22 protein-coding genes are annotated in these 23538 nt (G+C 70.7%); 9 read left to right on the top strand and 13 right to left on the bottom strand.

Annotation, left to right across the window (positions count from 1 at the left end; all coding sequences use genetic code 11):
* Positions 1-4 precede the first annotated feature (4 nt).
* From AB0I43_RS12615 to AB0I43_RS12605, 3 genes are read right to left on the bottom strand one after another with little or no spacing between them, the layout of a single operon-like run.
* A complete protein-coding gene (locus tag AB0I43_RS12615; protein WP_356979886.1) occupies positions 5-1603 on the bottom strand; it encodes a carboxyl transferase domain-containing protein in 1599 nt (532 codons plus the stop codon).
* Positions 1600-2748: an acyl-CoA dehydrogenase family protein gene (locus AB0I43_RS12610; RefSeq protein WP_356979885.1), complete on the bottom strand. Its 1149-nt coding sequence runs from the start codon at positions 2746-2748 to the stop codon at positions 1600-1602. The genes AB0I43_RS12615 and AB0I43_RS12610 overlap by 4 nt, the downstream gene beginning before the upstream one ends.
* Positions 2745-4457: an acyclic terpene utilization AtuA family protein gene (locus tag AB0I43_RS12605; RefSeq protein ID WP_356979882.1), complete on the bottom strand. Its 1713-nt coding sequence runs from the start codon at positions 4455-4457 to the stop codon at positions 2745-2747. The genes AB0I43_RS12610 and AB0I43_RS12605 overlap by 4 nt, the downstream gene beginning before the upstream one ends.
* 180 nt (positions 4458-4637) lie before the next feature.
* On the opposite strand from AB0I43_RS12605, the gene AB0I43_RS12600 reads away from it, so the two are divergent.
* Complete coding sequence (locus tag AB0I43_RS12600) at positions 4638-4796, top strand: hypothetical protein (protein ID WP_356979881.1); 159 nt, start codon at positions 4638-4640, stop codon at positions 4794-4796.
* Here the strand turns inward: AB0I43_RS12600 and AB0I43_RS12595 are convergent.
* The 6 genes from AB0I43_RS12595 to thiO all read right to left on the bottom strand — a co-directional run bounded on the left by AB0I43_RS12595 (position 4793) and on the right by thiO (position 9921).
* Positions 4793-5557: an adenylate/guanylate cyclase domain-containing protein gene (locus AB0I43_RS12595; protein WP_356980042.1), complete on the bottom strand. Its 765-nt coding sequence runs from the start codon at positions 5555-5557 to the stop codon at positions 4793-4795. The two genes, AB0I43_RS12600 and AB0I43_RS12595, sit on opposite strands and share 4 nt — an antisense overlap.
* Positions 5558-6051: 494 nt before the next feature.
* Positions 6052-6828, bottom strand: a complete 777-nt coding sequence (locus AB0I43_RS12590) for an ABC transporter permease (protein WP_356979880.1) — start codon at positions 6826-6828, stop codon at positions 6052-6054.
* Positions 6828-7760: an ATP-binding cassette domain-containing protein gene (locus AB0I43_RS12585; protein WP_356979879.1), complete on the bottom strand. Its 933-nt coding sequence runs from the start codon at positions 7758-7760 to the stop codon at positions 6828-6830. Before AB0I43_RS12585 ends, AB0I43_RS12590 begins: the two co-directional genes overlap by 1 nt.
* A gap of 94 nt (positions 7761-7854) precedes the next feature.
* A complete protein-coding gene (locus AB0I43_RS12580; protein WP_356979877.1) occupies positions 7855-8616 on the bottom strand; it encodes a thiazole synthase in 762 nt (253 codons plus the stop codon).
* Entirely contained in the window at positions 8609-8827 is a 219-nt protein-coding gene (gene thiS / locus AB0I43_RS12575; protein ID WP_356979875.1) for a sulfur carrier protein ThiS, read from the bottom strand. The genes AB0I43_RS12580 and thiS overlap by 8 nt, the downstream gene beginning before the upstream one ends.
* On the bottom strand, positions 8824-9921 hold the full coding sequence (gene thiO, locus AB0I43_RS12570; protein WP_356979873.1) for a glycine oxidase ThiO: 1098 nt from the start codon (positions 9919-9921) through the stop codon (positions 8824-8826). The genes thiS and thiO overlap by 4 nt, the downstream gene beginning before the upstream one ends.
* Before the next feature lie 157 nt (positions 9922-10078).
* Here thiO and thiE point away from each other — a divergent pair, with 157 nt between their 5' ends.
* Complete coding sequence (thiE, locus tag AB0I43_RS12565; RefSeq protein WP_356979871.1) at positions 10079-10777, top strand: thiamine phosphate synthase; 699 nt, start codon at positions 10079-10081, stop codon at positions 10775-10777.
* A gap of 53 nt (positions 10778-10830) precedes the next feature.
* Here the strand turns inward: thiE and AB0I43_RS12560 are convergent, their stop codons facing one another.
* The gene (locus tag AB0I43_RS12560; RefSeq protein ID WP_356979869.1) at positions 10831-11523 is read right to left on the bottom strand and encodes an NUDIX hydrolase; all 693 of its coding nucleotides are present in this window, start codon (positions 11521-11523) and stop codon (positions 10831-10833) included.
* 138 nt (positions 11524-11661) lie between these two features.
* Between AB0I43_RS12560 and AB0I43_RS12555 the strand changes: the two genes are divergently transcribed.
* The 3 genes from AB0I43_RS12555 to AB0I43_RS12545 are packed head-to-tail and all read left to right on the top strand — an operon-like array spanning position 11662 to position 16269.
* A complete protein-coding gene (locus AB0I43_RS12555; RefSeq protein WP_356979868.1) occupies positions 11662-12999 on the top strand; it encodes a hypothetical protein in 1338 nt (445 codons plus the stop codon).
* Positions 12996-13964: a glutamate ABC transporter substrate-binding protein gene (locus tag AB0I43_RS12550; RefSeq protein WP_356979866.1), complete on the top strand. Its 969-nt coding sequence runs from the start codon at positions 12996-12998 to the stop codon at positions 13962-13964. Before AB0I43_RS12555 ends, AB0I43_RS12550 begins: the two co-directional genes overlap by 4 nt.
* Positions 13965-13968: 4 nt before the next feature.
* Entirely contained in the window at positions 13969-16269 is a 2301-nt protein-coding gene (locus AB0I43_RS12545; protein WP_356979864.1) for a tetratricopeptide repeat protein, read from the top strand.
* 219 nt (positions 16270-16488) lie between these two features.
* Here the strand turns inward: AB0I43_RS12545 and AB0I43_RS12540 are convergent, their stop codons facing one another.
* Together AB0I43_RS12540 and pta are read right to left on the bottom strand one after the other, a co-directional pair.
* Positions 16489-17703 (bottom strand): acetate kinase, encoded by a 1215-nt coding sequence (locus AB0I43_RS12540; RefSeq protein ID WP_356979862.1) that lies wholly within the window; start codon positions 17701-17703, stop codon positions 16489-16491.
* Positions 17704-17723: 20 nt separating this feature from the next.
* Positions 17724-19796 carry a phosphate acetyltransferase gene (gene pta, locus AB0I43_RS12535; protein ID WP_356979860.1) on the bottom strand — a complete coding sequence of 691 codons (2073 nt, stop codon included), beginning with the start codon at positions 19794-19796 and terminating at the stop codon, positions 17724-17726.
* 93 nt (positions 19797-19889) lie between these two features.
* On the opposite strand from pta, the gene AB0I43_RS12530 reads away from it, so the two are divergent.
* From AB0I43_RS12530 to AB0I43_RS12520, 3 genes are all read left to right on the top strand, one after another.
* Positions 19890-20396, top strand: coding sequence for a nitroreductase/quinone reductase family protein (locus AB0I43_RS12530; RefSeq protein ID WP_356979858.1), 507 nt, complete (start codon positions 19890-19892; stop codon positions 20394-20396).
* Positions 20397-20472: 76 nt separating this feature from the next.
* Positions 20473-21105, top strand: coding sequence for a type 1 glutamine amidotransferase family protein (locus AB0I43_RS12525; RefSeq protein ID WP_356979856.1), 633 nt, complete (start codon positions 20473-20475; stop codon positions 21103-21105).
* Entirely contained in the window at positions 21105-21551 is a 447-nt protein-coding gene (locus AB0I43_RS12520) for a MarR family winged helix-turn-helix transcriptional regulator (RefSeq protein WP_356979854.1), read from the top strand. The genes AB0I43_RS12525 and AB0I43_RS12520 overlap by 1 nt, the downstream gene beginning before the upstream one ends.
* On the opposite strand, the gene AB0I43_RS12515 is transcribed toward AB0I43_RS12520, so the two are convergent.
* Positions 21548-22345, bottom strand: a complete 798-nt coding sequence (locus AB0I43_RS12515; RefSeq protein ID WP_356979852.1) for an HAD-IIA family hydrolase — start codon at positions 22343-22345, stop codon at positions 21548-21550. The two genes, AB0I43_RS12520 and AB0I43_RS12515, sit on opposite strands and share 4 nt — an antisense overlap.
* A gap of 86 nt (positions 22346-22431) precedes the next feature.
* Between AB0I43_RS12515 and fgd the strand changes: the two genes are divergently transcribed.
* Complete coding sequence (gene fgd, locus AB0I43_RS12510) at positions 22432-23442, top strand: glucose-6-phosphate dehydrogenase (coenzyme-F420) (RefSeq protein WP_356979850.1); 1011 nt, start codon at positions 22432-22434, stop codon at positions 23440-23442.
* Positions 23443-23538 lie beyond the last annotated feature (96 nt).

Genomic DNA, 23538 nt, shown 5'->3' with positions numbered 1-23538 from the left:
GGCCTCACATCCGGAAGACGCCGAAGCCCTCGGCGCCCTTGATCGGGGCATTGTGGATGGCGGACAACGCCATTCCCAACACCGTGCGGGTATCGCGCGGATCGATGACGCCGTCGTCGTAGAGCCGCCCGGACATGAACATCGGCAGCGACTCGGCCTCGATCTGCGCCTCCACCATGGCGCGCATCCCGGCGTCGGCTTCCTCGTTGAACGGCATGCCCTTGGCCTCGGCCGCGGCCCGGCCGACGATGGAGATGACGCCGGCCAGCTGCGCGCCGCCCATCACGGCGGATTTCGCACTGGGCCAGGCGAAGACGAAGCGCGGGTCGTAGGCGCGCCCGCACATGCCGTAGTGGCCCGCGCCGTAAGAGGCGCCCATCAGCAGCGAGATGTGCGGCACCTTCGAATTGGAGACCGCGTTGATCATCATCGCGCCGTGCTTGATGATGCCCTTCTGCTCGAACTCCTTGCCGACCATGTAGCCGGTGGTGTTGTGCAGGAACAGCAGCGGCGTGTTCTTCTGATTCGCCAGCTGGATGAACTGGGTCGCCTTCTGCGACTCCTCGGAGAACAGCACGCCGCGCGCGTTTGCCAGGATGCCGACCGGGTAGCCGTGCAGCTCGGCCCAGCCGGTGACCAGGCTGGAGCCGTAGAGCGGCTTGAACTCGTCGAAATCGGAGCCGTCGACCACGCGGGCGATGACCTCGCGCGGATCGAACGGGATCTTCAGATCCGAGGGCACGATGCCGAGCAGCTCCGCGCTGTCGAACAGCGGCTCGATCACCTCCGCGCGCGGCAGCGGGCCCTTCTTTTCCCAGTTCAGGCGCTTGATGATGGAGCGGCCGAGGCGGATCGCGTCCTGCTCGTCGGCGGCCAGGTAGTCGGCCAGGCCGGAGACCCGGGCGTGCATGTCGGCGCCGCCGAGGGATTCGTCGTCGGATTCCTCACCGGTGGCCATCTTCACCAGCGGCGGGCCGCCCAGGAACACCTTGGAGCGCTCCTTGATCATCACGGTGTAGTCCGACATGCCGGGAATGTAGGCGCCGCCGGCGGTGGAATTGCCGAAAACCAGGGCGATGGTGGGGATTCCGGCGGCCGAGAGCCGGGTCAGATCCCGGAACATGCGCCCGCCGGGCACGAAGACTTCCTTCTGCGTGGGCAGATCGGCGCCGCCGGATTCGACCAGGCCGATCACCGGCAGCCGGTTCTCCATGGCGATGTCGTTGATGCGCAGGTTCTTGCGCAGCGTCCACGGGTTCGAGGTGCCGCCGCGCACGGTGGGATCCGGCGCCACGATGATGCATTCGACGCCTTCGACCACGCCGATTCCGGCGATGACGCTCGCGCCGACGTGGAAGTCGCTGCCCCACGCGGCGAGCGGGCACAACTCGAGGAAGGGCGAGTCCTCGTCGATGAGCAACTCGATGCGCTCGCGCGCGGTCAGCTTGCCGCGCTTGCGATGCCGGGCCAGCTTGTCCGGGCCGCCGCCGGCGATCGCCTTCGCGAACTCGGCCTCGATCTCGGTCAGCTTGCCGCTCATGGCTTCCGCGGCCGCCGTGTACTCCGGCGAACCGCTGTCGAGGGTGCTGCGCAATGTGGTCAAGACTGGTACCCCAATCGTTTCGCCGCCAATCCGGTCAGAATCTCGGTGGTGCCGCCGCCGATGCCGATGATCCGGATGTCGCGGTAGTGCCGCTCCACCTCGGATTCGCGCATGTAGCCCAGGCCGCCGAAGAGCTGCACCGCCTGGTGCACCACCCACTCGCCCGCCTCGACCGCGGTGTTCTTCGCGAAGCAGACCTCGGCGATCAGATCGGTGTCGCCGGCGGCCGCGCGCTCCACCACGTTGCGGGTGTAGACGCGCGCCACATCGGTGCGGCGGTGCATCTCGGTGACGGTGTTCTGCACGGCCTGCCGGCTGATCAGCGGACGGCCGAAGGTCTCGCGGTTGCGCACCCACTCCAGGGTCAGGTCCAGGCAGCGCTGCGCCTGGGCGTAGGCCTGCACCGCCAGGCCGACGCGCTCGCTGACGAACGCGCCCGCGATCTGGAAGAAGCCCGAATTCTCCGGGCCCACCAGGTTTTCCACCGGCACCCGCACGTCCACATAGGACAGCTCGGCGGTGTCGGAGGCCAGCCAGCCCATCTTGTCCAGCTTGCGGCTGACCGTGAACCCGGGCGTGCCCTTCTCCACCACCAGCAGCGAGATGCCGCCGGAGCCGGGGCCGCCGGTGCGCACCGCGGTCACCACGAAGTCGGCGCGCACGCCGGAGGTGATGAAGGTCTTGGCGCCGTTGACGATGTAGTGATCGCCGTCGCGGCGGGCGGTGGTGGTCAGGTGCCCCACGTCCGAGCCGCCGCCGGGTTCGGTGATGGCCAGCGAGCCGATCTTCTCACCCGCCAGGGTCGGCCGGGCGAAGCGCTCGATCAGGTCCTCGTTGCCCGAGGCGATGATGTGCGGCACCGCGATACCGCAGGTGAACAGCGAGGCGAACAGGCCGCCGGAGGCGCCGGCCTGGTGGATCTCCTCGCAGACGATCATCGCGTCGATGCCGTCGCCGCCGGAACCGCCCACGGCTTCGGGGAATTGGATGCCGAGCAGGCCGAGCTCGCCCGCCTTCTTGTGCAGCTCGCGCGGGATCTCACCGTCGCGCTCCCAGTCGTCGAGGTGCGGCAGGATCTCGCGCTCGACGAAACCGCGCACGGTGGCGCGCAATTCGCGCCGCTCGGGTGAATTCCAAGGACTCACAACAACTCCACGGGGATCTCGACGTGACGGGAGCGCAGCCATTCGCCGAGCCCCTTGGCCTGCGGGTCGAAGCGGGCCTGATAGGCCACGCCCTTGCCGAGCAGACCGGAAATGATGAAGTTCACGGCGCGCAGATTGGGCAGCACGTGCCGGGTGACCGGCAGCGCGGCCGTCTCCGGGAGCAACTCCCGCAGCCGCTCGACGGTCAGCTCGTGCACCAGCCAGCGCCACTGCTCGTCGGTGCGTACCCAGACACCGATATTGGCGTCGCCGCCCTTGTCACCGCTGCGCGCGAGTGCGAGCGTGCCCAGCGGCGCCCGCCGAGTTCCCCCGGCGGGCAACGGCTCCGGCAATTCCGGTTCCGGAACATCCTCCAGCGCACGGATTTCCACGGCGGGGTCGATCGCGATGCGCGCGCCCGCGGGCAGCACCGCCAGGTGCGGCACCGCGACGGCGTCGACGTAGCCGGGCGTGTAGACGCCGTAGGGCGCACCGTTGCCCGGCAAGGTCGTGAAACTGCAGCCCGGGTAGCTCGCCAGGGCCAGCTCGACGGCCACGCTGGAGAACGCGCGCCCGACCTTGTTCGGATCCGGGTCCCGCACCACACAGCGCAGCAGCGCGCTGGCCTGCTCCTCGGTCTCGGCGTCGGGCCGGTCCAGCCGGGCCAGCGTCCACTCCAGCTCGGCGGGCCGCTGCGGCAGCCAGGCCTCCAGCTGCCGTTGCGCCAGCGCGGCTTTCGCCTCGATGTCCAGTCCGGTCAGGATGAATTCCATCTCGTTGCGGAACCCGCCCAGGGTGTTCAGCGACACCTTCAGCTGCGGCGGTGGGGCCTCGCCGGTGACGCCGCTGATCAGCACGCGGTCCGCGGCCTCCTGGCGCAGCCGGATGCTGTCCAGCCGGGTGGTGACGTCGGGACCGGCGTAGCGCGGCCCCTGGATCTCGTACATGAGCTGCGCCTGCACCGTGTCCACGGTGACCGCGCCGCCGGTGCCGGCGTGCTTGGTGATGACGCTGCTGCCGTCGGCGCGGATCTCGGCGATCGGGAAGCCGGGGCGGCCGAGGTCGGCCAGTTCGGTGAAGAACGCGAAATTGCCGCCGGTGGCCTGGGTGCTGCACTCGATGACGTGACCGGCCGCCACGGCTCCGGCCAGCTGGTCGTAATCGGTACGGCCCCAGCCGAAGTGCGCGGCCGCCGGACCCACCACCACCGACGCGTCGGTGACGCGGCCGGTGACCACGATGTCGGCGCCCGCGTTCAGGCACTCCACGATCCCCCAGGCGCCGAGGTAGGCGTTGGCGGTGAGCGGGGTGCCGAGGCCGAGTTCGCCTACTCGGGCGAGCAGGTCGTCGCCCTCGACGTGCGCGATCTTCGCGTCCAGGCCGAGATCGGCGGCGACCTTGCGCAGCTCGGCCGCGAGGCCGGCCGGGTTCAGGCCGCCCGCGTTGGCGACGATCTGCACGTTGGATTCCAGCGCTAGCGCCAGGCAGTCCCGGATCTGGCGGACAAAGGTTTTGGCGTAGCCGAGGTCCGGATCCTTCATCCGGTCCCGGCCCAGGATCAGCATGGTCAGCTCGGCGAGGTAGTCGCCGGTCAGCACGTCGAGTTGCCCGCCCTCGAGCATCTCGCGCATGGCGCCGAGCCGATCACCGTAGAACCCGGAACAGTTGCCGATCCGGAGGACCTCCGGATCGGCGGCCAGCATTCCCATCTTCGCTGGAGCCTCCTCGCTCGGCGAACCGGCGCGGTTCGCTGTCGAGACCAGCATCACATTCGAGCAAGAAAAAAGCAAGCATGCGTGCTTGTTAACGATCTCCGCAGGTCGGGGCCGGGTTTACCGAGGGCCACCCCTCACGAGGACAGACCGGGCGAACCCGGCAGAATCAGCACAATGTCCACCGACGTCACCGTGATCCTGCTGCTCGCCCTCTCCGGATTCCTGGCCGGCGGGGCCTACTCGTTCTGGAAGACCACCCGGCCCCTGGCCATCGCGCTGGGTGTGTGCGCCGTACTGGCCGCGGGCGGGGCCCTCGCCTGGGGCCTGGGCTAGAGCGCCGACAGGCGATAGATGCGCAGGTCCTCCGGAACGCCGCTGAGCGGAGCCGCGAAGAAACTGCGCCGATACGGCTTGACCACGTAGCCCAGCTCTGTCAGCGTCTCCTCCGACAGCGATTTCAAGGTCGCCTCGGAGATCATGGTGTTGCCGTTGCCGCCCGCCTCCATCACCCGGGCCGCGATCGTCACGTCCACGCCGAGCCAATCGCCGCCGATCTCCCGCGGCGAGCCGGTGTGCAAGCCGATCCGCATCTGCGGGCGATAGCCCTGCACGTCGACCGCCGCCAGATTGCGCTTGGCCTGCGCCGCCGCACGCACCGCGCGATCGGCCGAGGTGAACACCGCCATCACGCCGTCGCCCATGCGCTTGACCACGTGCCCGCCGCGATCGGCGATCGGCGGCTCGATCGCCTTGGCGACCCCGCGCAGCAGTTGCAGCGTGGCCTCGTCACCCACCGACAGCGACCAGCGCGAGAATGCCACCAGGTCGGTGAACATGACGGTTACCTCAGCGCTACCTTTTCCCCGGCCGACCCGCTCCAGCATCGCCTGCCAGACCTGCAACGCGCCGAAACCGATCTCGCGCGCCGCGCTCGGCGTATCGCCGACCAGCTTGTCCGCGGCCCGCGCCACCGCGCGGGCGCCGCCCGGGCCCGAAACCGACAGCGGGTCACCGAAAGACGGATCACCCGGCAGCTGCTCGCGCGCCCGGCGCAGCGCGCCGATGAAATCCGGGCGCTGGTTCGCGGCGTTCATCAGCGCCGACAGCTGGCCACGACGGAAGACCCGCTCTCCGCGGCGCGGGGGGCGCGGCAGGTCGGCCGGTTCGAGCGGAATGACTACTTCAGGCGAAACGCCCCCATCGGCCTCCGGCTCCGGCACGGGTTCGGTACCGCCGGAAGGTGTATCCCTCACGCCCCGAGCGTAGCTCAGGCGATCCGAGGTCGGCGGGTTACTCATCGTCGCCATCGTGCTACCCCACTATCGGTCGGTGCGGCCACACCATTGGGCCCGCCGATGGATAACTCGAGGATTGCTGTGATCGAGGCTACCGTCGCCGGCGGACGGCAGGGAAGAGACCTGCTTCACACAGCACCGCGGCCCGGTGCGGGACATATCCCACACCGGACCGCGGTAGGCACATCGACCACCGGGCAGTGGCAGGCGATGCGTCGGAGCACGCGGACCTCCCGACAAGGTCGCGGGCTCCTACCCGAGTGGCGAGGGAGGCCTCCTCGGGTGGATTCTGGTCAGGCGTCGCGCTTGTTCACCAGGTACAGCGCGGCACCGAAGATCACCGCGACGAACGCCGCGAAGTAGAGCATGCTGCCCCAGACGCCCCAGTGGAACTGGGTGCTGGTGGCCTCACCGGCCGAGCCCAGGTACCGCTGGCCGTTGGCGAAGGGCAGGAACGGCCCGATGTTCTTCGAGACCCACGGGATGCTGCCGATCAGGCCCTCGATCAGCAGCGGCCACAGCACCAGCAGCGAGATGGCCGCGGCCGACTGCCGCACCAGCACGCCGACCGCCACGGCCAGCAGCACGCACAGGAAAGCATAGATCGGCACGCCGTAGAGCTGGCGCCAGGTGTCTCCGTTGGTCAGGTCGAGCAGGGGGCGCAACTCCGGCTTGGCGAGCACCTTGACCAGGAAATAGGCCAGCGCGACGATGATGCCGGTGAGCACGGCGCCGTAGACGCCGAGCAGGCCCGCCTTGGTGCTGATCACCCGGCCGCGATGCGGGGTGGCCTGGAAGGTGGTGCGGATGATGCCGAACCGGTACTCGTTGGTCACCGCCAGCGCCGCCATGATGGTCAGCACCATCACGCCCAGCCCGGCGACGCCGCTGGCCGCCAGCCCCGGCGACAGCGACGGCGCGTTCTCGCCGTCCTCGGTGCCGTAGGTGGCATTGGTGATCAGCGTGAACAGCAGGGGCAGGCCCAGGCCGATCGCGACGATGATCACCGTGCACCACCAGGGCGACCTGGTCGAGGTGAGCTTGATGCGTTCCGCTGTCAACACGCCCATCAGAGCGCACCTCCCATCACTTCTTCGAAGCCGGCGCCGTGGTACTGCACCGCACCACCGGTCATCCGCATGAACGCCTCCTCCAGCGAGGCCCGCTGCGGCGACAACTCGTACAGGGTGATCTCGTTCGCGGCGGCCAGTTTGCCGACCGCGTCACTGGTGACGTCCACCGCGATCAGCGCGTCCGAACCTTCCTCGCGCACGGTCATCCCGTTCGAGGTCAGCAGGCTGCGCAGCTGATCCAGCTGCGGACTGCGCACGCGCACCGTCGATTCCGAGGCCTTCTCGATGAATTCCTTTGTGCTGGAATCGGAGATGAGCTGGCCGCGGCCGATGACCACCAGGTGCTCGGCGGTCTGCGCCATCTCCGAGAGCAGGTGACTGGAGACCAGCACCGTGCGGCCCTCGGAGGCCAGCCGCTGCATGAAGCGGCGGATCCACAGGATGCCCTCCGGATCGAGGCCGTTCACCGGCTCGTCGAACAGCAGCACCTGCGGATCGCCGAGCAGCGCGCCGGCCAGGCCGAGCCGCTGCGACATACCCAGGGAGAAGCCGCCCGCGGGCTTGCCCGCCACCTCGGACAGGCCGACGAGCTTGAGCACCTCGTCCACCCGGGACACCGGAATGTTGTTGGTCGCCGCCATCCAGCGCAGATGCGAGCGCGCCGAGCGATTCGGGTGCACCCACTTCGCGTCCAGCAGCGCGCCGACCTCGCGCAGCGGCTGGCTCAGCTCGTGGTACGGCTTGCCGTTGATCAGCGCCGTGCCCGCGGTGGGTTGATCCAAGCCCAGGATCATCCGCATCGTGGTGGATTTGCCAGCGCCGTTGGGTCCGAGGAAGCCGGTCACCTGTCCGGGATGGACGGTGAACGAGAGATCCTGAACCGCGACGGTCTGGCCATAGTGTTTGGTCAGGCCCCTCAGTTCGATCATGCCGCCAAGCATTCCGTAAAAACGGCGCGGATGCGTCAGCAGAAGGTGCCGAGTCGCCTCATCCTTCAGGATGAGAAAACCCCGGACGTGGTGGTCAGCGCGCTGGGGAGGAAGCCTGAGCCCAGAAGCGCTTCGGAATCCGCCCGGCGTGCCGGGCCGAGTACCCCGCGCGCACCGCGTCGGCCATCGCGGCCGCCATCAGCGCGGGCTGCCGCGCCCTGGTCACCGCCGTCGCCAGCAGCACCGCCGAGCAGCCGAGCTCCATCGCCAGCGCCGCGTCGCTGGCGGTGCCGATGCCGGCGTCGAGCACCACCGGGACGCCCGCGGCCGCCACGATCATCTCGATATTGTGCGGATTGCCGATGCCCAGGCCGGTGCCGATCGGCGAGCCCAGCGGCATGACCGCGACGCAGCCCGCGTCCTCCAGCCGGCGGGCCAGCACCGGATCGTCGTTGGTGTAGGGCAGCACGTGGAAACCGTCGTCGACCAATTGCTCGGCGGCGCTGAGCAATTCGACCGGATCCGGCAGCAGCGTGCGCTCGTCGAACACCACCTCGAGCTTCACCCAGTTCGTGTCCAGCGCCTCGCGCGCCAGGCGCGCGGTCAGCACCGCCTCGGCGGCGGTGCGGCAACCCGCGGTGTTCGGCAGCGGCATGATGTCGAGCCGCTTCAGCAGATCGAGCACGCCGGTGCCGCCCGCCGCGTCCACCCGGCGCATGGCGACCGTGGTCAGCTCCGTGCCCGAGGCCAGCAGCGCCTCCTCCAGCACGGTCAGGCTCTCCGCGCCGCCGGTACCCATGATCAGCCGCGAGCCGAACTCCCGGTCGGCGATCCGCAGCGGTTCCAGGTCAGCCACCCTGCACCGCCGTCAGCACCTCGATGTTCCAGCCGCGACCGACCGGCTCGTCCCAGCGCGACTTCGGGAAGACGGCGCCGTCGACGGCCAGGGCCACGCCCTGGCACGGCAACTCCAGCCGGCCCAAGAGCTCGCGCACGGTGAGCGGCTCGGCGAACTCGTGGTCCTGCCCGTTGACGGTGACCCCGATCGGAATCGAAGTAGTGGTCATCGAATACCTCCTGAAGACGATGCGAGCGGCGACGCGGGTGGCGTCGAGAAGCGCCGCGGGTCGGCGGATCGCGCCTCCGGCAGCGGGGATCCGGCGAGCTCGCCCAGCACCGCGGCCACGGTGAGCGGGGTGGTGAGCATGCCGTTGCGGCCGTGACCGGTGGCGATCACGATCCGGTCGGTGTGCCTGCCGATCAGCGGCAGGTTGTCCGGGGTGCCGGGCCGGGAACCGGCACTCGCCTCGGACAGTTCGTATTCGGCGATGCCGGGCAGGACCGCCTCGGCGTCGGCGATCAGGTCGCGGACGCCGCCGACGGTCACGGTGGTGTCGAACCCGGCCTCGTACTGCGTCGCGCCGACCACGATGCCGTCCCCGCGCGGCACCAGGTAGACCGGGCGGCCGTGCACCCGGGCGCGGATCACCCGGCGCGGCACCGGCGTCGCGCCCGGCCGGTGCCGCAACCGCAGGATCTCACCCTTGACCGGGCGGACCGGCAACTCGGGGCACAGCCGGGCCGAGGCGGCGCCGGCCGCCAGCACGATCTGATCGAACGCGAGCCGGGCCGGTTCGGCGACGGACTCGGCCCGGAATTCGACCCCGGCCGCCGCGGCGGCCCGGCGGAGCGCCTCGACCAGGCGGCGATTGTCGAGGGCGGGCTCGGCGGCGGCGAGCAGTCCGGCGCGCACCGTGCGGGCCAGGCCGGGTTCCGCCGCACGCACGCCGGACCGATCCAGCACCCGCAGGTCGTGGCCGTGACCGCCGACCCAGTCGGCGACGGTGCGCAGGTCGGCGGCGTCGGCGGCGTCCAGGGCGACGGTCAGCGTTTCCGCGGCGACGAAGACGTCCACGCCGGTCCGCTCGCGCAGCCGCTCGGCGAACTCCGGCCAGCGGGCCAGCGCGGCCGCGCCGAACTCCAGCACGGCCTCCTCGCCCGGCCAGCCCTCCGACAGCGGTGCGAGCATGCCGCCCGCCACCCAGGAGGCGCCGGAACCGGGCGCGGGATCGAACAGGGTGACCGACCAGCCCGCCTCGGCGGCCCGCCAGGCCACACCCAGCCCGACGACGCCGCCACCGACGACGGCCAACGTCCGCATCCTGTACCGCCTCCTACCGCTCGGCCTCGAAGCACTGGGGATCCCGTGGGGCACGGACCCCGCCCAGAGCTCGAGCCGGGCGCAGCTTCCGAATCGGCGCCCCCGAGAGGCGGCGCCTGTATCGCATATCAACGGTAGCGCGGCTACCGTCGGAGTCGTGCAACCCTCCCACCAGAAAAGATCACTTTCCCCCCGGGAACGACTAGCCGGCGCCCGGCTGTATCTGTGCACCGACGCACGCCGGGAGAAAGGGGACCTGGCCAAGTTCGCCGACGCGGCGCTGGCGGGCGGAGTGGACATCATCCAGCTCCGGGACAAGGGGTCGGCGGGCGAGGCGAAGTTCGGCCCGCTCGAGGCCAAGGCCGAGCTGGGCGCGCTCGCCGAACTCAAGGCCGCCGCCCGGCGGCACGGTGCCCTGTTCGCGGTGAACGACCGCGCCGATCTGGCCCTCGCCGCCGGCGCCGACGTCCTGCATCTGGGCCAGGGCGACCTGCCGCCCTGGTACGCGCGCCGCATCCTCGGGAACGACGTGGTGATCGGGCGCTCCACCCACAATCGCGCGCAGGCCGGGCTGGCCGCGATCGACGAGCACATCGACTACTTCTGCACCGGCCCGGTGTGGGCCACGCCGACCAAGCCGGGCCGCACCCCCTCCAGCATCGACCTGATCCGCTCCACCGCCGACGCGCACCCGACCCGGCCGTGGTTCGCCATCGGCGGCATCGACGCGAGCCGGGTCCCCGAGGTGCTCGACGCGGGGGCCGATCGGATCGTCGTGGTCCGGGCCATCACCGACGCGCGGGATCCGGAGGCGGCCGCGCGCGAACTCAAGGCCGCGCTACTGGCCAACGCCTGACGGCCGCGGCAGCCGATGCGCGTCCGCAGCGCGCGCCGACTCGCACCGGACGCTCAGTTCAGCAGCTGACCGCGGGTCAGCGCCAGCACGGCGCCGTTGTGCTCCGCCGCGACAGGCTCGTCGGCCGCGGCGGCGCCGTCGACGATGCGGGCGTGGGCGCCCGGTCCGTCCGGTTCGGCGTGCAGCCAATAGAAGCCCTGGCCGGCGAGATCCACCGTGCGGGGCAGCGCGGCCGCGACCTGGCGGGCGTCGTCGTGGTCGGTGAGCTCGTCCAGGCGGACGCGGGCCGGGGCCGCCCGCAGTTCCGGCCAGGCCAGGGCGAAGGCGGGATGCAGCGGGCGCGCGTCGACCTCGGCCTCCGGCACCCAGGACAGCTCGGCGCTCTCGCGGTTGCGGCTGGTCGGCAAGGTCATCACCGCGTCGGCGACCACGGTCGTGTAGGTCCAGCCGCTGGCAGCCGTCGCCGTCACGCGCTCGCTGCGTACTCGCACGTCGGCGGGGTTGATGCCCGCCTCCTCCCAGGCCTCGCGCACGGCCGCGTGCACCGAGGTCTCGTGGCTGTCGCGGGCTCCACCGGGCAGCGCCCAGGTGCCGCCCTGATGACTCCACAGCGCGCGATGCTGCAGCAGCACCGCGGAGCCGCCGTCGGGCAGCGGGGCCCGCAGCAGCAACCCGGCGGCGCCGAAGCGACCCCAGTGCCGAACGCCGTTGGGGTCCTTGGCCCACCCGTCACCGTCACCACGCATCGCCAACCATCCTCATCCCACCGTGGGTGACCTGGGCCGCCCACTGGTTTTCCAGGGGTGTCTCGCATCCCCGGCACCGGTAAGCCCACAATAAACTGCGACCCAGGCGCACAGGGAGGCGCGGACCCGGAGGTGGAGATGGCTCGGACCGAGCAGTTGTCCGCGCGCAGACAGCTCCGCGATGTCCAGGTCGCCAAGGTCCGGGCCCAGCTGGACCCGGCCAATATCCGGTCCTTCGCCGAGTCCTCCCCCGGCCGGCTGCTCGCCTTCGGCCTGCTGCTGATCGCGCTGTGCCTGGCCGCCGGGTGGGTCACCGCGAGCGCGGTCAGCGATCGCCAGCAGGCCCTGGACGTACTGCTCGACGACACCGAACCGGACGCGCACTCCGCGCACCGCCTCTACACCTCGCTGTCGATCGCCGACGCGGCCGCCGCCACCGCGTTCATCTCCGGCGGGGTCGAGCCGGAAACCGTGCGGAACCGGTACACCCGGGCCGTCGGCGCGGCCGCCGCGGAACTGGTCACCCAGTCCGGGCACACCGGCCCCGACGGCTCGGCGGACCACCGGCTGCGCACCGGCATCGCGACCGGGCTGCCGGTCTACACCGGGGTGATCGAGACGGCGCGCACCAACAACCGCATCGGCTATCCGGTGGGCGCCGCGTATCTCAGCGAAGCCTCGAATCAGATGCAGACCGTGCTGCTGCCGATGGCACAGGAATTGCAGGGCCATCGCTCCGACGCGGTCGACGCCGCGCAGAGCCACCACGTGCGCCCGCCCTGGCTCGCCATCGGCCTGCTGTTGCTCACCCTGGGCGCGCTCGGCTGGGCCCAGCGCGACCTGGCGCGCCGCTGGCGGCGCACCTTCAACGCCGGCCTGCTGCTGGCCACCGGCTCGATACTGATCCTGCTGGCCTGGACGGTGGCGGCCGGCTCCATCTCCGCCGCCGCGGTCATCCAGGGCCGGGACGAGGGCGCCGCCCCCGGATCCCGGCTCACCGAGACCCGCATCCTGGCCCAGCAGGCCCGCTCCGCGGAAACCCTGAAACTGGTGCTGCGCGACGCCACCGGCGACTACGACCGCACCTTCGACGCGGGCCTGACCCGGATGACCGAACTGCTGGCCGGCTACCCGGCGGACGCGCCTGCGGCCGACCACCTCGTCGAGGCGCGGTCGGCGCTGGACCGCTGGCGCGGCGCCCACCAGCGGATGAACGAGACCCTGGACCGCGGCGATTTCGCCGGCGCCGCGAAGGTCGCCACCGGCCCCGGTCCCGCCGACGCCGCCGCCCAGGTCGACGCCCTCGACCGCGCCCTGGAACTGGCTCAGGACCGCACCCGGAGCACGTTGCGCGGCAACATCTCCCAGGCCGCCCGGGTGCTCGACTTCCTGGCGCCGGGCGCGCTGGCGCTCGGCATCGCGGCCGCCGTCTATGTCGGCCTGGGCCTCTGGCCACGACTACGGGAGTACCGATGAGAACCCGACTAGGCCTGCTCGCGGCGCTGGCCTCGGCCACCGCGCTGCTGAGCGGCTGTGTCAGCGACGCCGGCGACATCCCGCCGTCGCGGTCGAACACCCTGGCCGAACCGCCGCTGCCCGCCAAAGCCGTTCCGGTGCACACCGATACGCCGGTCGCCCCGGAACCCGGCCAGCGCTGCGGCGACCCGACCGCCAGCCTGCGGCCGGACGGCGCCCGCGGCGCCACCCTGGACGCCATCCGTGCCCGCGGCCGCCTGATCGTCGGCCTGGACACCGGCAGCAACCTCTTCAGCTTCCGCGACCCGGTCAGCGGCAACATCGTCGGCTTCGACGCCGACATCGCCCGCGAGGTCGCCGCGGACCTGCTCGGCAGCCCCACGCTGATCGAATTCCGCAGTCTCAGTTCCGCCGAGCGCGAGCGCGCGCTGCAGGACCACACCGTGGACCTGGTCGTGAAGACCATGACGATCACCTGCGAACGCCGGCAGAAGGTCGATTTCTCCACCGTGTACCTGCGGGCAAACCAGCGGGTGCTGACCATGAAGACCTCGGGCATCACCGGCCTGTCCGATCTGGCGGGCAAGCGGGTGTGCGTGGTCACCGGCACCACCTCGCTGGACCGGATCCGGCGCGAGCAGCCCGCCGCCACCATCCTGTCCGTGCCCACCTGGGCCGACTGCCTGGTGGTGCTGCAGCAGCGCCAGGTCGACGCGGTCAGCACCGACGACTCCATCCTGGCCGGCCTGGCCGCCCAGGACCCCTACACCGCGGTGGTCGGCGAGAGCATCAGCGTCGAGCCCTACGGGATCGGCATCCCCAAGGGCGCGGAGGATCTGGTCCGCTTCGTCAACGGCACCCTGGAGCGGATCCGGGGCGACGGCACCTGGGAGCGGCTGTACGGGCAGTGGCTCACCGGACTCGGTCCCTCGCCCGGCCCGCCGGCCCCGACGTACCAGGACTGAGCCGATGCACGACGACCAGGAACGCACCCAGCCGATCTTCGCCCCGCACAGCTTCCAGCCCACCGTCGCGGTGCCGCAGCCGCCGCCGGAGCCCGAACTGCCGGGCACCCAGGCCGCCGCGCTCGCCGACACCGGCAGACCCGATTCCGGTGCGGCGCATCGCACCTCGGGGCGCAGCGTGCGCACCGCCCGGTCCCGCCCGACGGTGCGCCGGCTCGGCGCCGGACTTGTGCCGATCCCGGACGTGCCGCCCGCCGACCCGCTCGCCGCGGTCCTGACCGATCCCGTCGTCGGCGAGGCCAAGCGCTTCTGCTGGCGCTGCGGCAACCCGGTGGGCCGGGCCGAGGCCGGTCGCCGCGCGAGCACCACCGGCGTCTGCCGGACCTGCGACGCGCCGTTCGACTTCCGGCCCTCGCTGCATCCCGGCGACATGGTCTCCAACCAGTACGAGATCCAGGGCTGCCTGGCGCACGGCGGCCTCGGGTGGATCTACCTCGCCGTCGACCGCAATGTCAGCGACCGCTGGGTGGTGCTCAAGGGCCTGCTGCACGCCGGGGACGCCGAAGCCCAGGCGGTGGCCGTGGCCGAGCGGCAATTCCTGGCCGAGGTGGCCCATCCCAGCATCGTCAAGATCCACAACTTCGTCGAGCACCCGGGCCCGGACCGCGACGCCATCGGCTACATCGTGATGGAGTACGTGGGCGGGCGCTCGCTGCGCACCATCCTCGACTCCTACGAGCGGCCGCGGCGGATGCCGGTCGCCGAGGCCATCGCCTACGTGCTGGAGGTGCTGCCCGCGCTGGAGTACCTGCACTCCATCGGCCTGACCTACAACGACCTCAAACCGGACAACATCATGATCACCGAGGATCAGGTGAAACTGATCGATCTCGGCGCGGTGGCGACCATCGAGGCGTACGGGAACCTGTACGGCACCAGGGGTTTCCAGGCCCCAGAGATCGCCAAGACCGGCCCCACGGTGGCCTCCGACATCTACACCGTCGGCCGCACGCTGGCCGTGCTCACCCTGAACATGCCGATGGAGCAGGGCCGCTACGCCGAGGGCATCCCCGATCCGGCCACCCAGCCGGTGCTGGCGCGCTACGAGTTCCTGCACCGGCTGCTGCTGTGCGCCACCGATCCGGATCCGGCGCGGCGGTTCCCGTCCGCGCGGGCCATGTACGCGCAGCTGGCCGGGGTGCTGCGGGAGATCCTGGCGCTGGACACCGGCGTGGAACATCCCCAGTTGTCCACAGTGTTCAGTCCACAGCGGGCCAGCTTCGGCACCGAGGAACTGCTCAGCCAGACCGACGCCTACGCCGACGGCGTCGGCCGGAGCAAGCTGCTGCAACCCCGCGAGGTCGCCGCGGCGCTGCCGATTCCGGTGATCGACCCCGCCGACCCGTCCGCGCCGCTGCTGGCCGCGGCGATGCAGCCCGACCCGCGCCAGGCCCTGGAGTCGCTGCAGGAGGCGCGCGAGCGCGCCGCGACCGATCCCGGGAACGCCCCGGAGACACTGCCGTTGGAGCTCACGCTGGCCGAAGCCCGGGCCCGGCTCGACCTCGGCGAGGGCACCGCGGCCCGGCAGCTGCTGCGCGGGCTGGACGGGACGGACTGGCGCATCGACTGGTACCTCGGGCGCACCGAACTGATGGAGCAGAACTACGAGCAGGCTTTCGGGCACTTCGACGCGGTACTGCGGCAGCTGCCCGGCGAGATCGCGCCGAAGCTGGCGCTGGCCGGCACCGCCGAACTGGTGCTGCACCACTGGGATTCCCAGGATCCCGAGCAGTGGCGCGGCTACGCCGAGCGCATGTACGCCACCGTCTGGCGCACCGACCGCGCGGTGATCAGCGCCGCGTTCGGCCTGGCCCGGCAGCTGGCCGAGGCCGGTCGCGTCGAGGAGGCGGTGCGCGCCCTGGACGAGGTCCCGGCCACCTCCCGCGGCTACACCACCGCCCGCATGACGGCGGTCCTGCTGCTGCTCACGGCCGCGCCGGTGGATCAGCTGGACGAGGCCACCCTGCACATCGCCGCCGCCCGGGTGCAGGCCGTGCCGGCCGGCGAACGCCGCGCGGTCCAGCTGCGGGTGCTGGTGCTCGGCTCCGCGCTGGCCTGGCTGCAGGCGGGCAACCGCCCCCGGCTCGCGGACGCCACCCTGTTCGGCGCGCCCTTCACCGAGCCGGAGCTGCGCGACGGCACCGAAGCCGGGCTGCGCACGCTGGCCCGGTCCGCGCCCGGACGCGGCCACCGCTACGCGCTGGTCGATCTGGCCAACACCATGCGCGCCAAATCCTGGTTCTGAGCGCCGATCCGGGAAAAAGTCAAGCCCGGCCGGAAGGTCCGGCCGGGCTCGGATCGGTCACCTGGCACCGCTCCGGGGGCAGCCGGGCGGTGCGTCGGGTCGCGGCGAGGGAGGCGCTCTACCCGAGGGAGATGTGGTGCTCCGGATCCGCCACTGATACTGCCAAGCCAATCATGAGGAATCCGTGAGGTTTCCTTGGAGTCTGCTGGGAATCGGCGGCTAGGACGCGCCGCCGGCCACCACGCGCTGGGCCGCGCGGGCGATCGCGAGCTCCTCGTTCGTCGGCACCACCAGCACGGCGACCGGGGCGTCGTCCGGCGAAATACGCCGGGCGGCACGGTCTTTCGCGCTGTTGCGGGCGGGATCGACGTGAATGCCGAAGCCCGCCAGACCGGCCAGGGCGTCGGCGCGCACCTGCGGGCTGTTCTCCCCCACTCCCGCGGTGAAGGTGATCGCGTCGACCCGGCCCAGCTCGACGAGATAGGCGCCGAGGTAGCGGCGCAGCCGGTGGATGTAGACGTCGTAGGCCAGGCGGGCCGCCTGGTCGTCGTTGTCGATCAGGCGCTGGAGTTCGCGGAAATCGTTGACTCCGGACAGGCCCTTGATACCGGAATTGCGGTTCAGCAGCTGGTCTACGCCGTCCACGTCGAGCCCCGCCGAGCGCATCAGGTGCAGCAGGATGCCCGGATCGAGATCGCCGCCCCGGGTGCCCATCACCAGGCCCTCCAGCGGCGTCAGACCCATGGTGGTGTCGATCGGGCGGCCGCCGCGCACCGCCGAGGCGGACGCGCCGTTGCCGAGATGGAAGACGATCTGGTTCACCTCCTCCGGCGCCCGGCCGAGCACCTCGGCCACCCGCCCGGAGACGTACTCGTGCGAGGTGCCGTGGAAGCCGTAGCGCCGGATACCGTGCGCCGCCGCCACTTTCGCGTCGATCGCGTAGGTCCTGGCGGCCTCGGGCAGGCCGTGGAAGAAGGCGGTGTCGAAGACCGCGACCTGCGGCACCCCGGGCAGCAGTTCGCGGGTGCTCTCGATGCCGGTGACATTGGCCGGGTTGTGCAGCGGCGCCAGCTCGGACAGCTCCGCGATGGCGCGCACCACCTCGTCGGTGATCAGCGTCGGCCGGTAGAAGACCTCGCCGCCGTGCACGACCCGGTGCCCGACCGCCCGCAGCCCGGCGCCGGCCAGGTCGTACCCCGTCTCGGCGAACATCTCGAAAGCCAGCCGCAGCCCGGCCTTGTGGTCGGCGATCGGGCCCTCGTGCTCGATCACCCGGTCACCCGCCCGGTGCTCGATCGCGCCGTTCTCCTCGCCGATCCGCTCGACCAGGCCCGCGGCCGCCACCGCGCCCGACTCCGCGGCCACCAACTGGTACTTGATCGACGACGACCCCGAATTGAGCACCAGCACGAGGTCGTTGGTCTGGCCGGGCATCTGGTCCTCCTGGTGGGTTGTCACCGGCCCTGGGCCTGGATCGCGGTGATGGCGACGGTGTTCACGATGTCGGCGACCAGCGCGCCGCGGGACAGATCGTTGACCGGCTTGCGCAGGCCCTGCAGCACCGGGCCGATCGCGATGGCGCCCGCGCTGCGCTGGACGGCCTTGTAGGTGTTGTTGCCGGTGTTCAGATCGGGGAACACGAAAACCGTGGCGCGCCCGGCCACCTCGGAATCGGGCAGCTTGGTGTCGGCGACGGTGGGCTCGATCGCGGCGTCGTACTGGATCGGGCCCTCCACCGGCAGGCCGGGTTCGCGCTCGCGCACCAGCTTGGTCGCCACCCGCACCTTGTCCACGTCGGCGCCGCTGCCGGACTCGCCCGTCGAGTAGGACAGCATGGCGATGCGCGGCTCGATGCCGAACTGGGCCGCCGTGCGCGCCGAGGAGATCGCGATGTCGGCGAGCTGCTCGGAGCTCGGATCCGGCACCACCGCGCAGTCGCCGTAGGCGAGCACCCGGTCGGACAGGCACATCAGGAACACGCTGGACACCGTGGCGACGCCGGGCACCGTCTTGATGATCTCGAAGGACGGGCGGATGGTGTGCGCCGTGGTGTGCGCGGCGCCCGAGACCATGCCGTCGGCGATCTCCTTGTACACCATCATGGTGCCGAAATAGGAGATGTCGGCCATGGTCTCGCGGGCCCGCTCGATCGTCATGCCCTTGTGCTTGCGCAGCTCGGTGTACTCGGCCGCGAACTCCTCCAGGTAGCCGGAGGTGCGCGGATCCAGCACCTGCGCCTCGCCGATATCCACCCCGAGTTCGGTGGCGCGGGCCCGCACGCTCGTCTCCTCGCCGAGGATGACCAGATCGGCGATCTTGCGCTGCAGGACCCGGCCGGCGGCGCGCAGCACGCGGTCGTCGGTGCCCTCGGGCAGCACGATGCGCTTGCGATCGCCGCGGGCGCGTTCGATCAGCTGGTACTCGAACATCTGCGGGGTGACCACGGCCGTGCGCTCCACGTTGATGCGCCGCAACAACTCCGGGGCGTCGACGTGCTCCTCCATCAGCGCCAGCGCGGTGTCGACCTTGCGCGGGTTGCCCGCCGACATCCGGCCGCGGGTGTGGTGCACGGCGTTGGCGGTGTCGTAGGTGCCGAGCTCGGTGGCCAGGATCGGCAGCCGCGGCTTCAGGCCCGCCATCAGGCGCGCCACCGCCGGATGCGGGCGCATGCCGCCGTTCATGATGATGCCGGCCAGCGACGGGAAGCCCTCCGCCTCATGGGCGTTCACCAGGCTCAGCAGCACGTCGGACCGGTCGCCGGGTGCGATCACGACGACGCCGTCGGACAGGCGCTCCAGGATGTGCTCGGCCGTCATGCCGCCGACCATCACCGACAGCGCCTCGCGCTGCAGCAATTCCGGATCGCCGCTGTACATTTCGCCCTCGATCGCGCCGCACAGCTCCGCCATGGTCGGCGCGATCAGCAGCGGGACCTCGGGCAGCGTCCAGGAGGGGACGTCGAAACCGCCCAGGGCGGCGGCGATCTCGGTGAGCTCCGCCGGTGCGCAGCGGTTGGCGACGATCGCCGCCAGCTGCGCGTGCTCGGTGGCCAGCTCGCTGGCGCACAGCTCGGCCAGCTGGCGCACCTCGCCGGGGGTGCGCTCCGAGCCCCGGACCACCAGCAGCACCGGGGCGCCCAGATTCACCGCGATCCGGGCGTTGAAGCGTAGTTCGCTGGGGCTGGCGACATCGGTGTAATCGGTGCCGACCACGACCACCGCGTCGCACACCCGGGCCACCTCGTGGAAACGCATCACGATCTCGCTGATCGCGGCGTCCGGATCGGCGTGCACCTGCTCGTAGGTGACGCCGACGGCCTGCTCGTAATCGATGTCGGCGGTGCTGTGCTCGAGCAGCAGTTCGAGGATGTAGTCGGGCTCGGTGGTGGAGCGGGTGATCGGCCGGAACACCCCGACCCGGGCGGTGGTGGCGCACAGCATCTGCAGCACGCCCAGGGCCACCGTGGACTTGCCCGTGTCGCCTTCCGGCGAGGCAATATAGATGGCGGACGGCGCGGTTTCGACCATGCTCAGTAGCTTAGTGAATTCGGGGCAATTCCAGCCGGTGGCGAGACAGTCATCACCGAACGGGGTAACCGCCCAGGTCGATATAGTCACGGAATGGCTGAGCAGTTCCCGGACCGGCAGTGGGGTTCGCGCACGAATGTCCTTTCCCGAGCCGCGAATCGGTTCGCCGCCACCAAACCCGGCTCGTGGTTCATCCGCACGATCACGCCGCTGGACCGCGCGGTGCTGGAACGCACCGACGCCAAATACACCGTGCTGGGCCCGATCGGTGCGCCGGTCATCCTGCTGACCACCACCGGCCGCAAGTCCGGGCAGCCGCGCACCCAGCCGCTGCTCTACGTGCACGAGGGCGATGTCCTCTACGTCATCGGCAGCAACTTCGGGCAGGCCGCGCACCCCGCGTGGACGGGGAACCTGCTCGCCGATCCGGCCGCCACCGTCGCGATCGCCGGTGAACGCATCCCGGTCACCGCGACCCTGGTCCCCGACGCCGACAAGGAACGGGTCTTCGCCCGATTCGTCGAGGTCACCGGCGCGTACGCCGCCTACCGCGACCGCACCTCCCGGAATCTGCGCATCTTCGCCCTGCGTCGCCGCTGAACCACCGCGCACCGCGATCGACTTCTGGCCGTTCCAGGGATTGACAGCATGCTGTCAAATATGACAGGATACTGTCATGAACACGAAGACAGTGCACGCAGCCGTTTACGACACCCTCGCCGACTGGGAGATCGGCGCCGCCACCGCGCACATCAACAATCCGGAATGGCAGGTCACCCCCGGCGCCTTCGAGGTGCGCACGGTCGGGCTGACGAAGGAGCCGATCGTCACCAAGGGCGGCCTGCGGATCGTGCCGGATCTGAGCCTCGAGGAAATCGGCCCGGCCGCGAGCGCCATGCTGATCCTGCCGGGCGCCGACACCTGGATGGGCGAGGAACTCGTGCCGTTCGCGCGCAAGGCGCGGGAATTCGCCGAGGCCGGCGTGCCCGTCGCGGCGATCTGCGGCGCCACCTTCGGGCTGGCCAAGGAGGGCCTGCTCGATGACCGCGCGCACACCAGCAATGTCGCGGAATTCCTTGTATACAGCGGATACTCGGGCGCGGACAAGTACGTGGAGCAGCCCGCGGTGACCGATCGCGGCGTCGTCACGGCCTCGGGCACGGCGCCCTTCGAGTTCGCCCGCGAGGTGCTGGGCGTCCTCGGCGTCTACGAACCGCACGTCCTCGACGCCTGGTACCGGCTCTTCGCGCACAGCGACCCGGCGGCCTACGCCGAGCTCGACGCGTACGAGCAGGCAAAATCGCAATAATGACCCCGGAACAGGAACTCTTCAGCACGGCGGCGATCACGTCATTTCGACTGAACGGCCAATTCCTCGCCATCGCCGAGGAATTGGCCGCGCCCGCCGGGCTGACCGCGGCCTGGTGGCAAGTGCTCGGCGCAGTGCTGCGCGAGCCGCTGCCGGTCTCGGGGATCGCGCGCGCGATGGGCATCACCCGCCAGAGCGTGCAGCGCATCGCGGATCTGCTGGTGGACAAGGGACTGGCCGAGTACCGCCCGAATCCGGCGCACCGGCGGGCGAAACTCGTCGACGTCACCCCGGCCGGGCGCGCGGCCGTGGAGCGGATCGGGCCACGGCACGCGGTCATCTCCGACCGCCTGATCGAAGAGCTGGGCCGGGCGGAATTCGAGCGCACGGTCGAGGCGCTGACCCGGCTCTCGGCGGTGCTCGACCGCCTGGCCGAGGACGCCTAGTCGAACGGCTTGCCGGTGCGCCCGACCAGCTCGGCCACCGAATCCAGCACCGCGGTCGGCCGATACGGGTACTGCTCCACCGAATGGCGGGTGGAGATGCCGGTGGTCACCAGGATGGTGCGCATCCCCGCTTCCAGACCGGAGATCACGTCGGTGTCCATCCGGTCGCCGATCATCACCGTCGACTGCGAGTGCGCGCCGATCCGGCGCAGCGCCGAGCGCATCATCAGCGGGTTCGGCTTGCCGACGTAGTACGGCTCCTTGCCGGTGGCGCGGGTGATCAGCGCGGCCACCGAACCCGTCGCGGGCAGCAGGCCGTCCCGGGAGGGGCCGGTGGCGTCGGGGTTCGTCGCGATGAAGCGAGCGCCCTTCTCCACCAGGCGAATCGCGGTGGTGATCGCCTCGAAGGAGTAGGTGCGGGTCTCGCCCAGCACCACATAGTCGGGGGCGCTGTCGGTGAGCACGTACCCGATCTCGTGCAGGGCCGTGGTGAGACCGGACTCGCCGACCACATACGCCGTGCCGTGCGGGCGCTGATCGTTGAGGAAGGTGGCGGTGGCCAGCGCCGAAGTCCAGATCGCCTCCTCCGGGATGTCCAGCCCGGTGTGGCGCAGGCGGGCTTGGAGATCGCGCGGCGTACGGATCGAATTGTTGGTGAGCACCAGGAACGGCGTGTTGTTGGCGCGCAGTTCGGCGAGGAACTCGTCGGCGCCGGGAATCAGCTGATCCTCGTGCACCAAGACCCCGTCCATGTCGGTCAGGTAGGAGAGGATCGGCTCGTTGTCTGGGTTCACGGAGACAATTATCCGCTAACTCCCCGCGGCGCGCGTCGGTGAGACACTTCGCACACGCGATCGCCGCCGTGACTATGGTCAGAGGAATGGGTGATCTCAAGCTCGGATACAAAGCGTCGGCCGAACAGTTCGGCCCGCGCGAACTGGTGGAAATCGCGGTGCTCGCCGAGGAGCACGGCCTCGACAGCGCCACCGTCAGCGACCATTTCCAGCCGTGGCGGCACAAGGGCGGCCACGCGCCGTTCTCGCTGGCCTGGATGGCGGCGGTCGGTGAACGCACCAAGCGCATCCAGCTCGGCACCTCGGTGCTCACCCCGACCTTCCGCTACAACCCCGCGGTCATCGCGCAGGCCTTCGCCACCATGGGCTGCCTGTACCCGGATCGGATCATGCTCGGGGTCGGCACCGGCGAGGCGCTCAACGAGATCGCGACCGGGTACACCGGCGAGTGGCCGGAGTTCAAGGAGCGGTTCGGGCGGCTGCGCGAGGCGGTCGACCTGATGCGCGCGCTGTGGACCGGTGACCGCACCGATTTCGACGGCCAGTACTACAAGACCGTCGGCGCCTCCATCTACGACGTGCCCAAGGGCGGCATCCCGATCTACATCGCCGCGGGCGGCCCCCTGGTCGCGCGGTACGCGGGGCGCGCCGGCGACGGCTTCATCTGCACCTCCGGCAAGGGCATGGAGCTCTACACCGACAAGCTCATGCCGGCCGTGGCCGAGGGCGCCGGCAAGGCCGGGCGCACCGTCGAGGACATCGACCGGATGATCGAGATCAAGATCTCCTACGACACCGATCCCGAACTGGCGCTGGAGAACACGCGCTTCTGGGCCCCGCTTTCGCTGACCCCGGAGCAGAAGCACTCCATCACCGACCCGATCGAAATGGAGGCCGCCGCCGACGCCCTCCCGATCGAGCAGATCGCCAAGCGCTGGATCGTTGCCAGCGACCCGGACCAGGCCGTCGACCTGATCAAGCCCTACCTCGACGCCGGCCTGAACCACCTGGTCTTCCACGCCCCCGGCCACGACCAGCGCCGCTTCCTCGACCTCTTCCAGCGCGACCTGGCCCCCCGCCTCCGCGCCCTGGGCTAGGTGTACTGACCATGGACGTTGGTGACGGCGTGGCGAGCTGGACATGACGAAGACCTCCGAGTGAAGTGCGAGCTGTCTAGGAACGCATCCACTCTC

This window comes from Nocardia sp. NPDC050435 (assembly GCF_040655395.1).
Taxonomy (GTDB): domain Bacteria; phylum Actinomycetota; class Actinomycetes; order Mycobacteriales; family Mycobacteriaceae; genus Nocardia.
The sequence above is the reverse complement of the archived record's forward strand: the minus strand, read 5'-3'. Positions and strand labels throughout refer to the sequence as shown.

Excerpts from the sequence above, each read along its gene's own strand:
- AB0I43_RS12605 (WP_356979882.1), bottom strand. The coding sequence starts at position 4,457 with ATGGGAATGCTGGCCGCCGATCCGGAGGTCCTCCGGATCGGCAACTGT.
- AB0I43_RS12600 (WP_356979881.1), top strand. The coding sequence starts at position 4,638 with ATGTCCACCGACGTCACCGTGATCCTGCTGCTCGCCCTCTCCGGATTC.
- AB0I43_RS12595 (WP_356980042.1), bottom strand. The coding sequence starts at position 5,557 with ATGAACGCCGCGAACCAGCGCCCGGATTTCATCGGCGCGCTGCGCCGG.
- AB0I43_RS12590 (WP_356979880.1), bottom strand. The coding sequence starts at position 6,828 with ATGGGCGTGTTGACAGCGGAACGCATCAAGCTCACCTCGACCAGGTCG.
- AB0I43_RS12585 (WP_356979879.1), bottom strand. The coding sequence starts at position 7,760 with ATGATCGAACTGAGGGGCCTGACCAAACACTATGGCCAGACCGTCGCG.
- thiS (WP_356979875.1), bottom strand. The coding sequence starts at position 8,827 with ATGACCACTACTTCGATTCCGATCGGGGTCACCGTCAACGGGCAGGAC.
- thiO (WP_356979873.1), bottom strand. The coding sequence starts at position 9,921 with ATGCGGACGTTGGCCGTCGTCGGTGGCGGCGTCGTCGGGCTGGGTGTG.
- AB0I43_RS12560 (WP_356979869.1), bottom strand. The coding sequence starts at position 11,523 with ATGCGTGGTGACGGTGACGGGTGGGCCAAGGACCCCAACGGCGTTCGG.
- AB0I43_RS12555 (WP_356979868.1), top strand. The coding sequence starts at position 11,662 with ATGGCTCGGACCGAGCAGTTGTCCGCGCGCAGACAGCTCCGCGATGTC.
- AB0I43_RS12550 (WP_356979866.1), top strand. The coding sequence starts at position 12,996 with ATGAGAACCCGACTAGGCCTGCTCGCGGCGCTGGCCTCGGCCACCGCG.
- AB0I43_RS12545 (WP_356979864.1), top strand. The coding sequence starts at position 13,969 with ATGCACGACGACCAGGAACGCACCCAGCCGATCTTCGCCCCGCACAGC.
- AB0I43_RS12540 (WP_356979862.1), bottom strand. The coding sequence starts at position 17,703 with ATGCCCGGCCAGACCAACGACCTCGTGCTGGTGCTCAATTCGGGGTCG.
- pta (WP_356979860.1), bottom strand. The coding sequence starts at position 19,796 with ATGGTCGAAACCGCGCCGTCCGCCATCTATATTGCCTCGCCGGAAGGC.
- AB0I43_RS12530 (WP_356979858.1), top strand. The coding sequence starts at position 19,890 with ATGGCTGAGCAGTTCCCGGACCGGCAGTGGGGTTCGCGCACGAATGTC.
- AB0I43_RS12525 (WP_356979856.1), top strand. The coding sequence starts at position 20,473 with ATGAACACGAAGACAGTGCACGCAGCCGTTTACGACACCCTCGCCGAC.
- AB0I43_RS12520 (WP_356979854.1), top strand. The coding sequence starts at position 21,105 with ATGACCCCGGAACAGGAACTCTTCAGCACGGCGGCGATCACGTCATTT.
- fgd (WP_356979850.1), top strand. The coding sequence starts at position 22,432 with ATGGGTGATCTCAAGCTCGGATACAAAGCGTCGGCCGAACAGTTCGGC.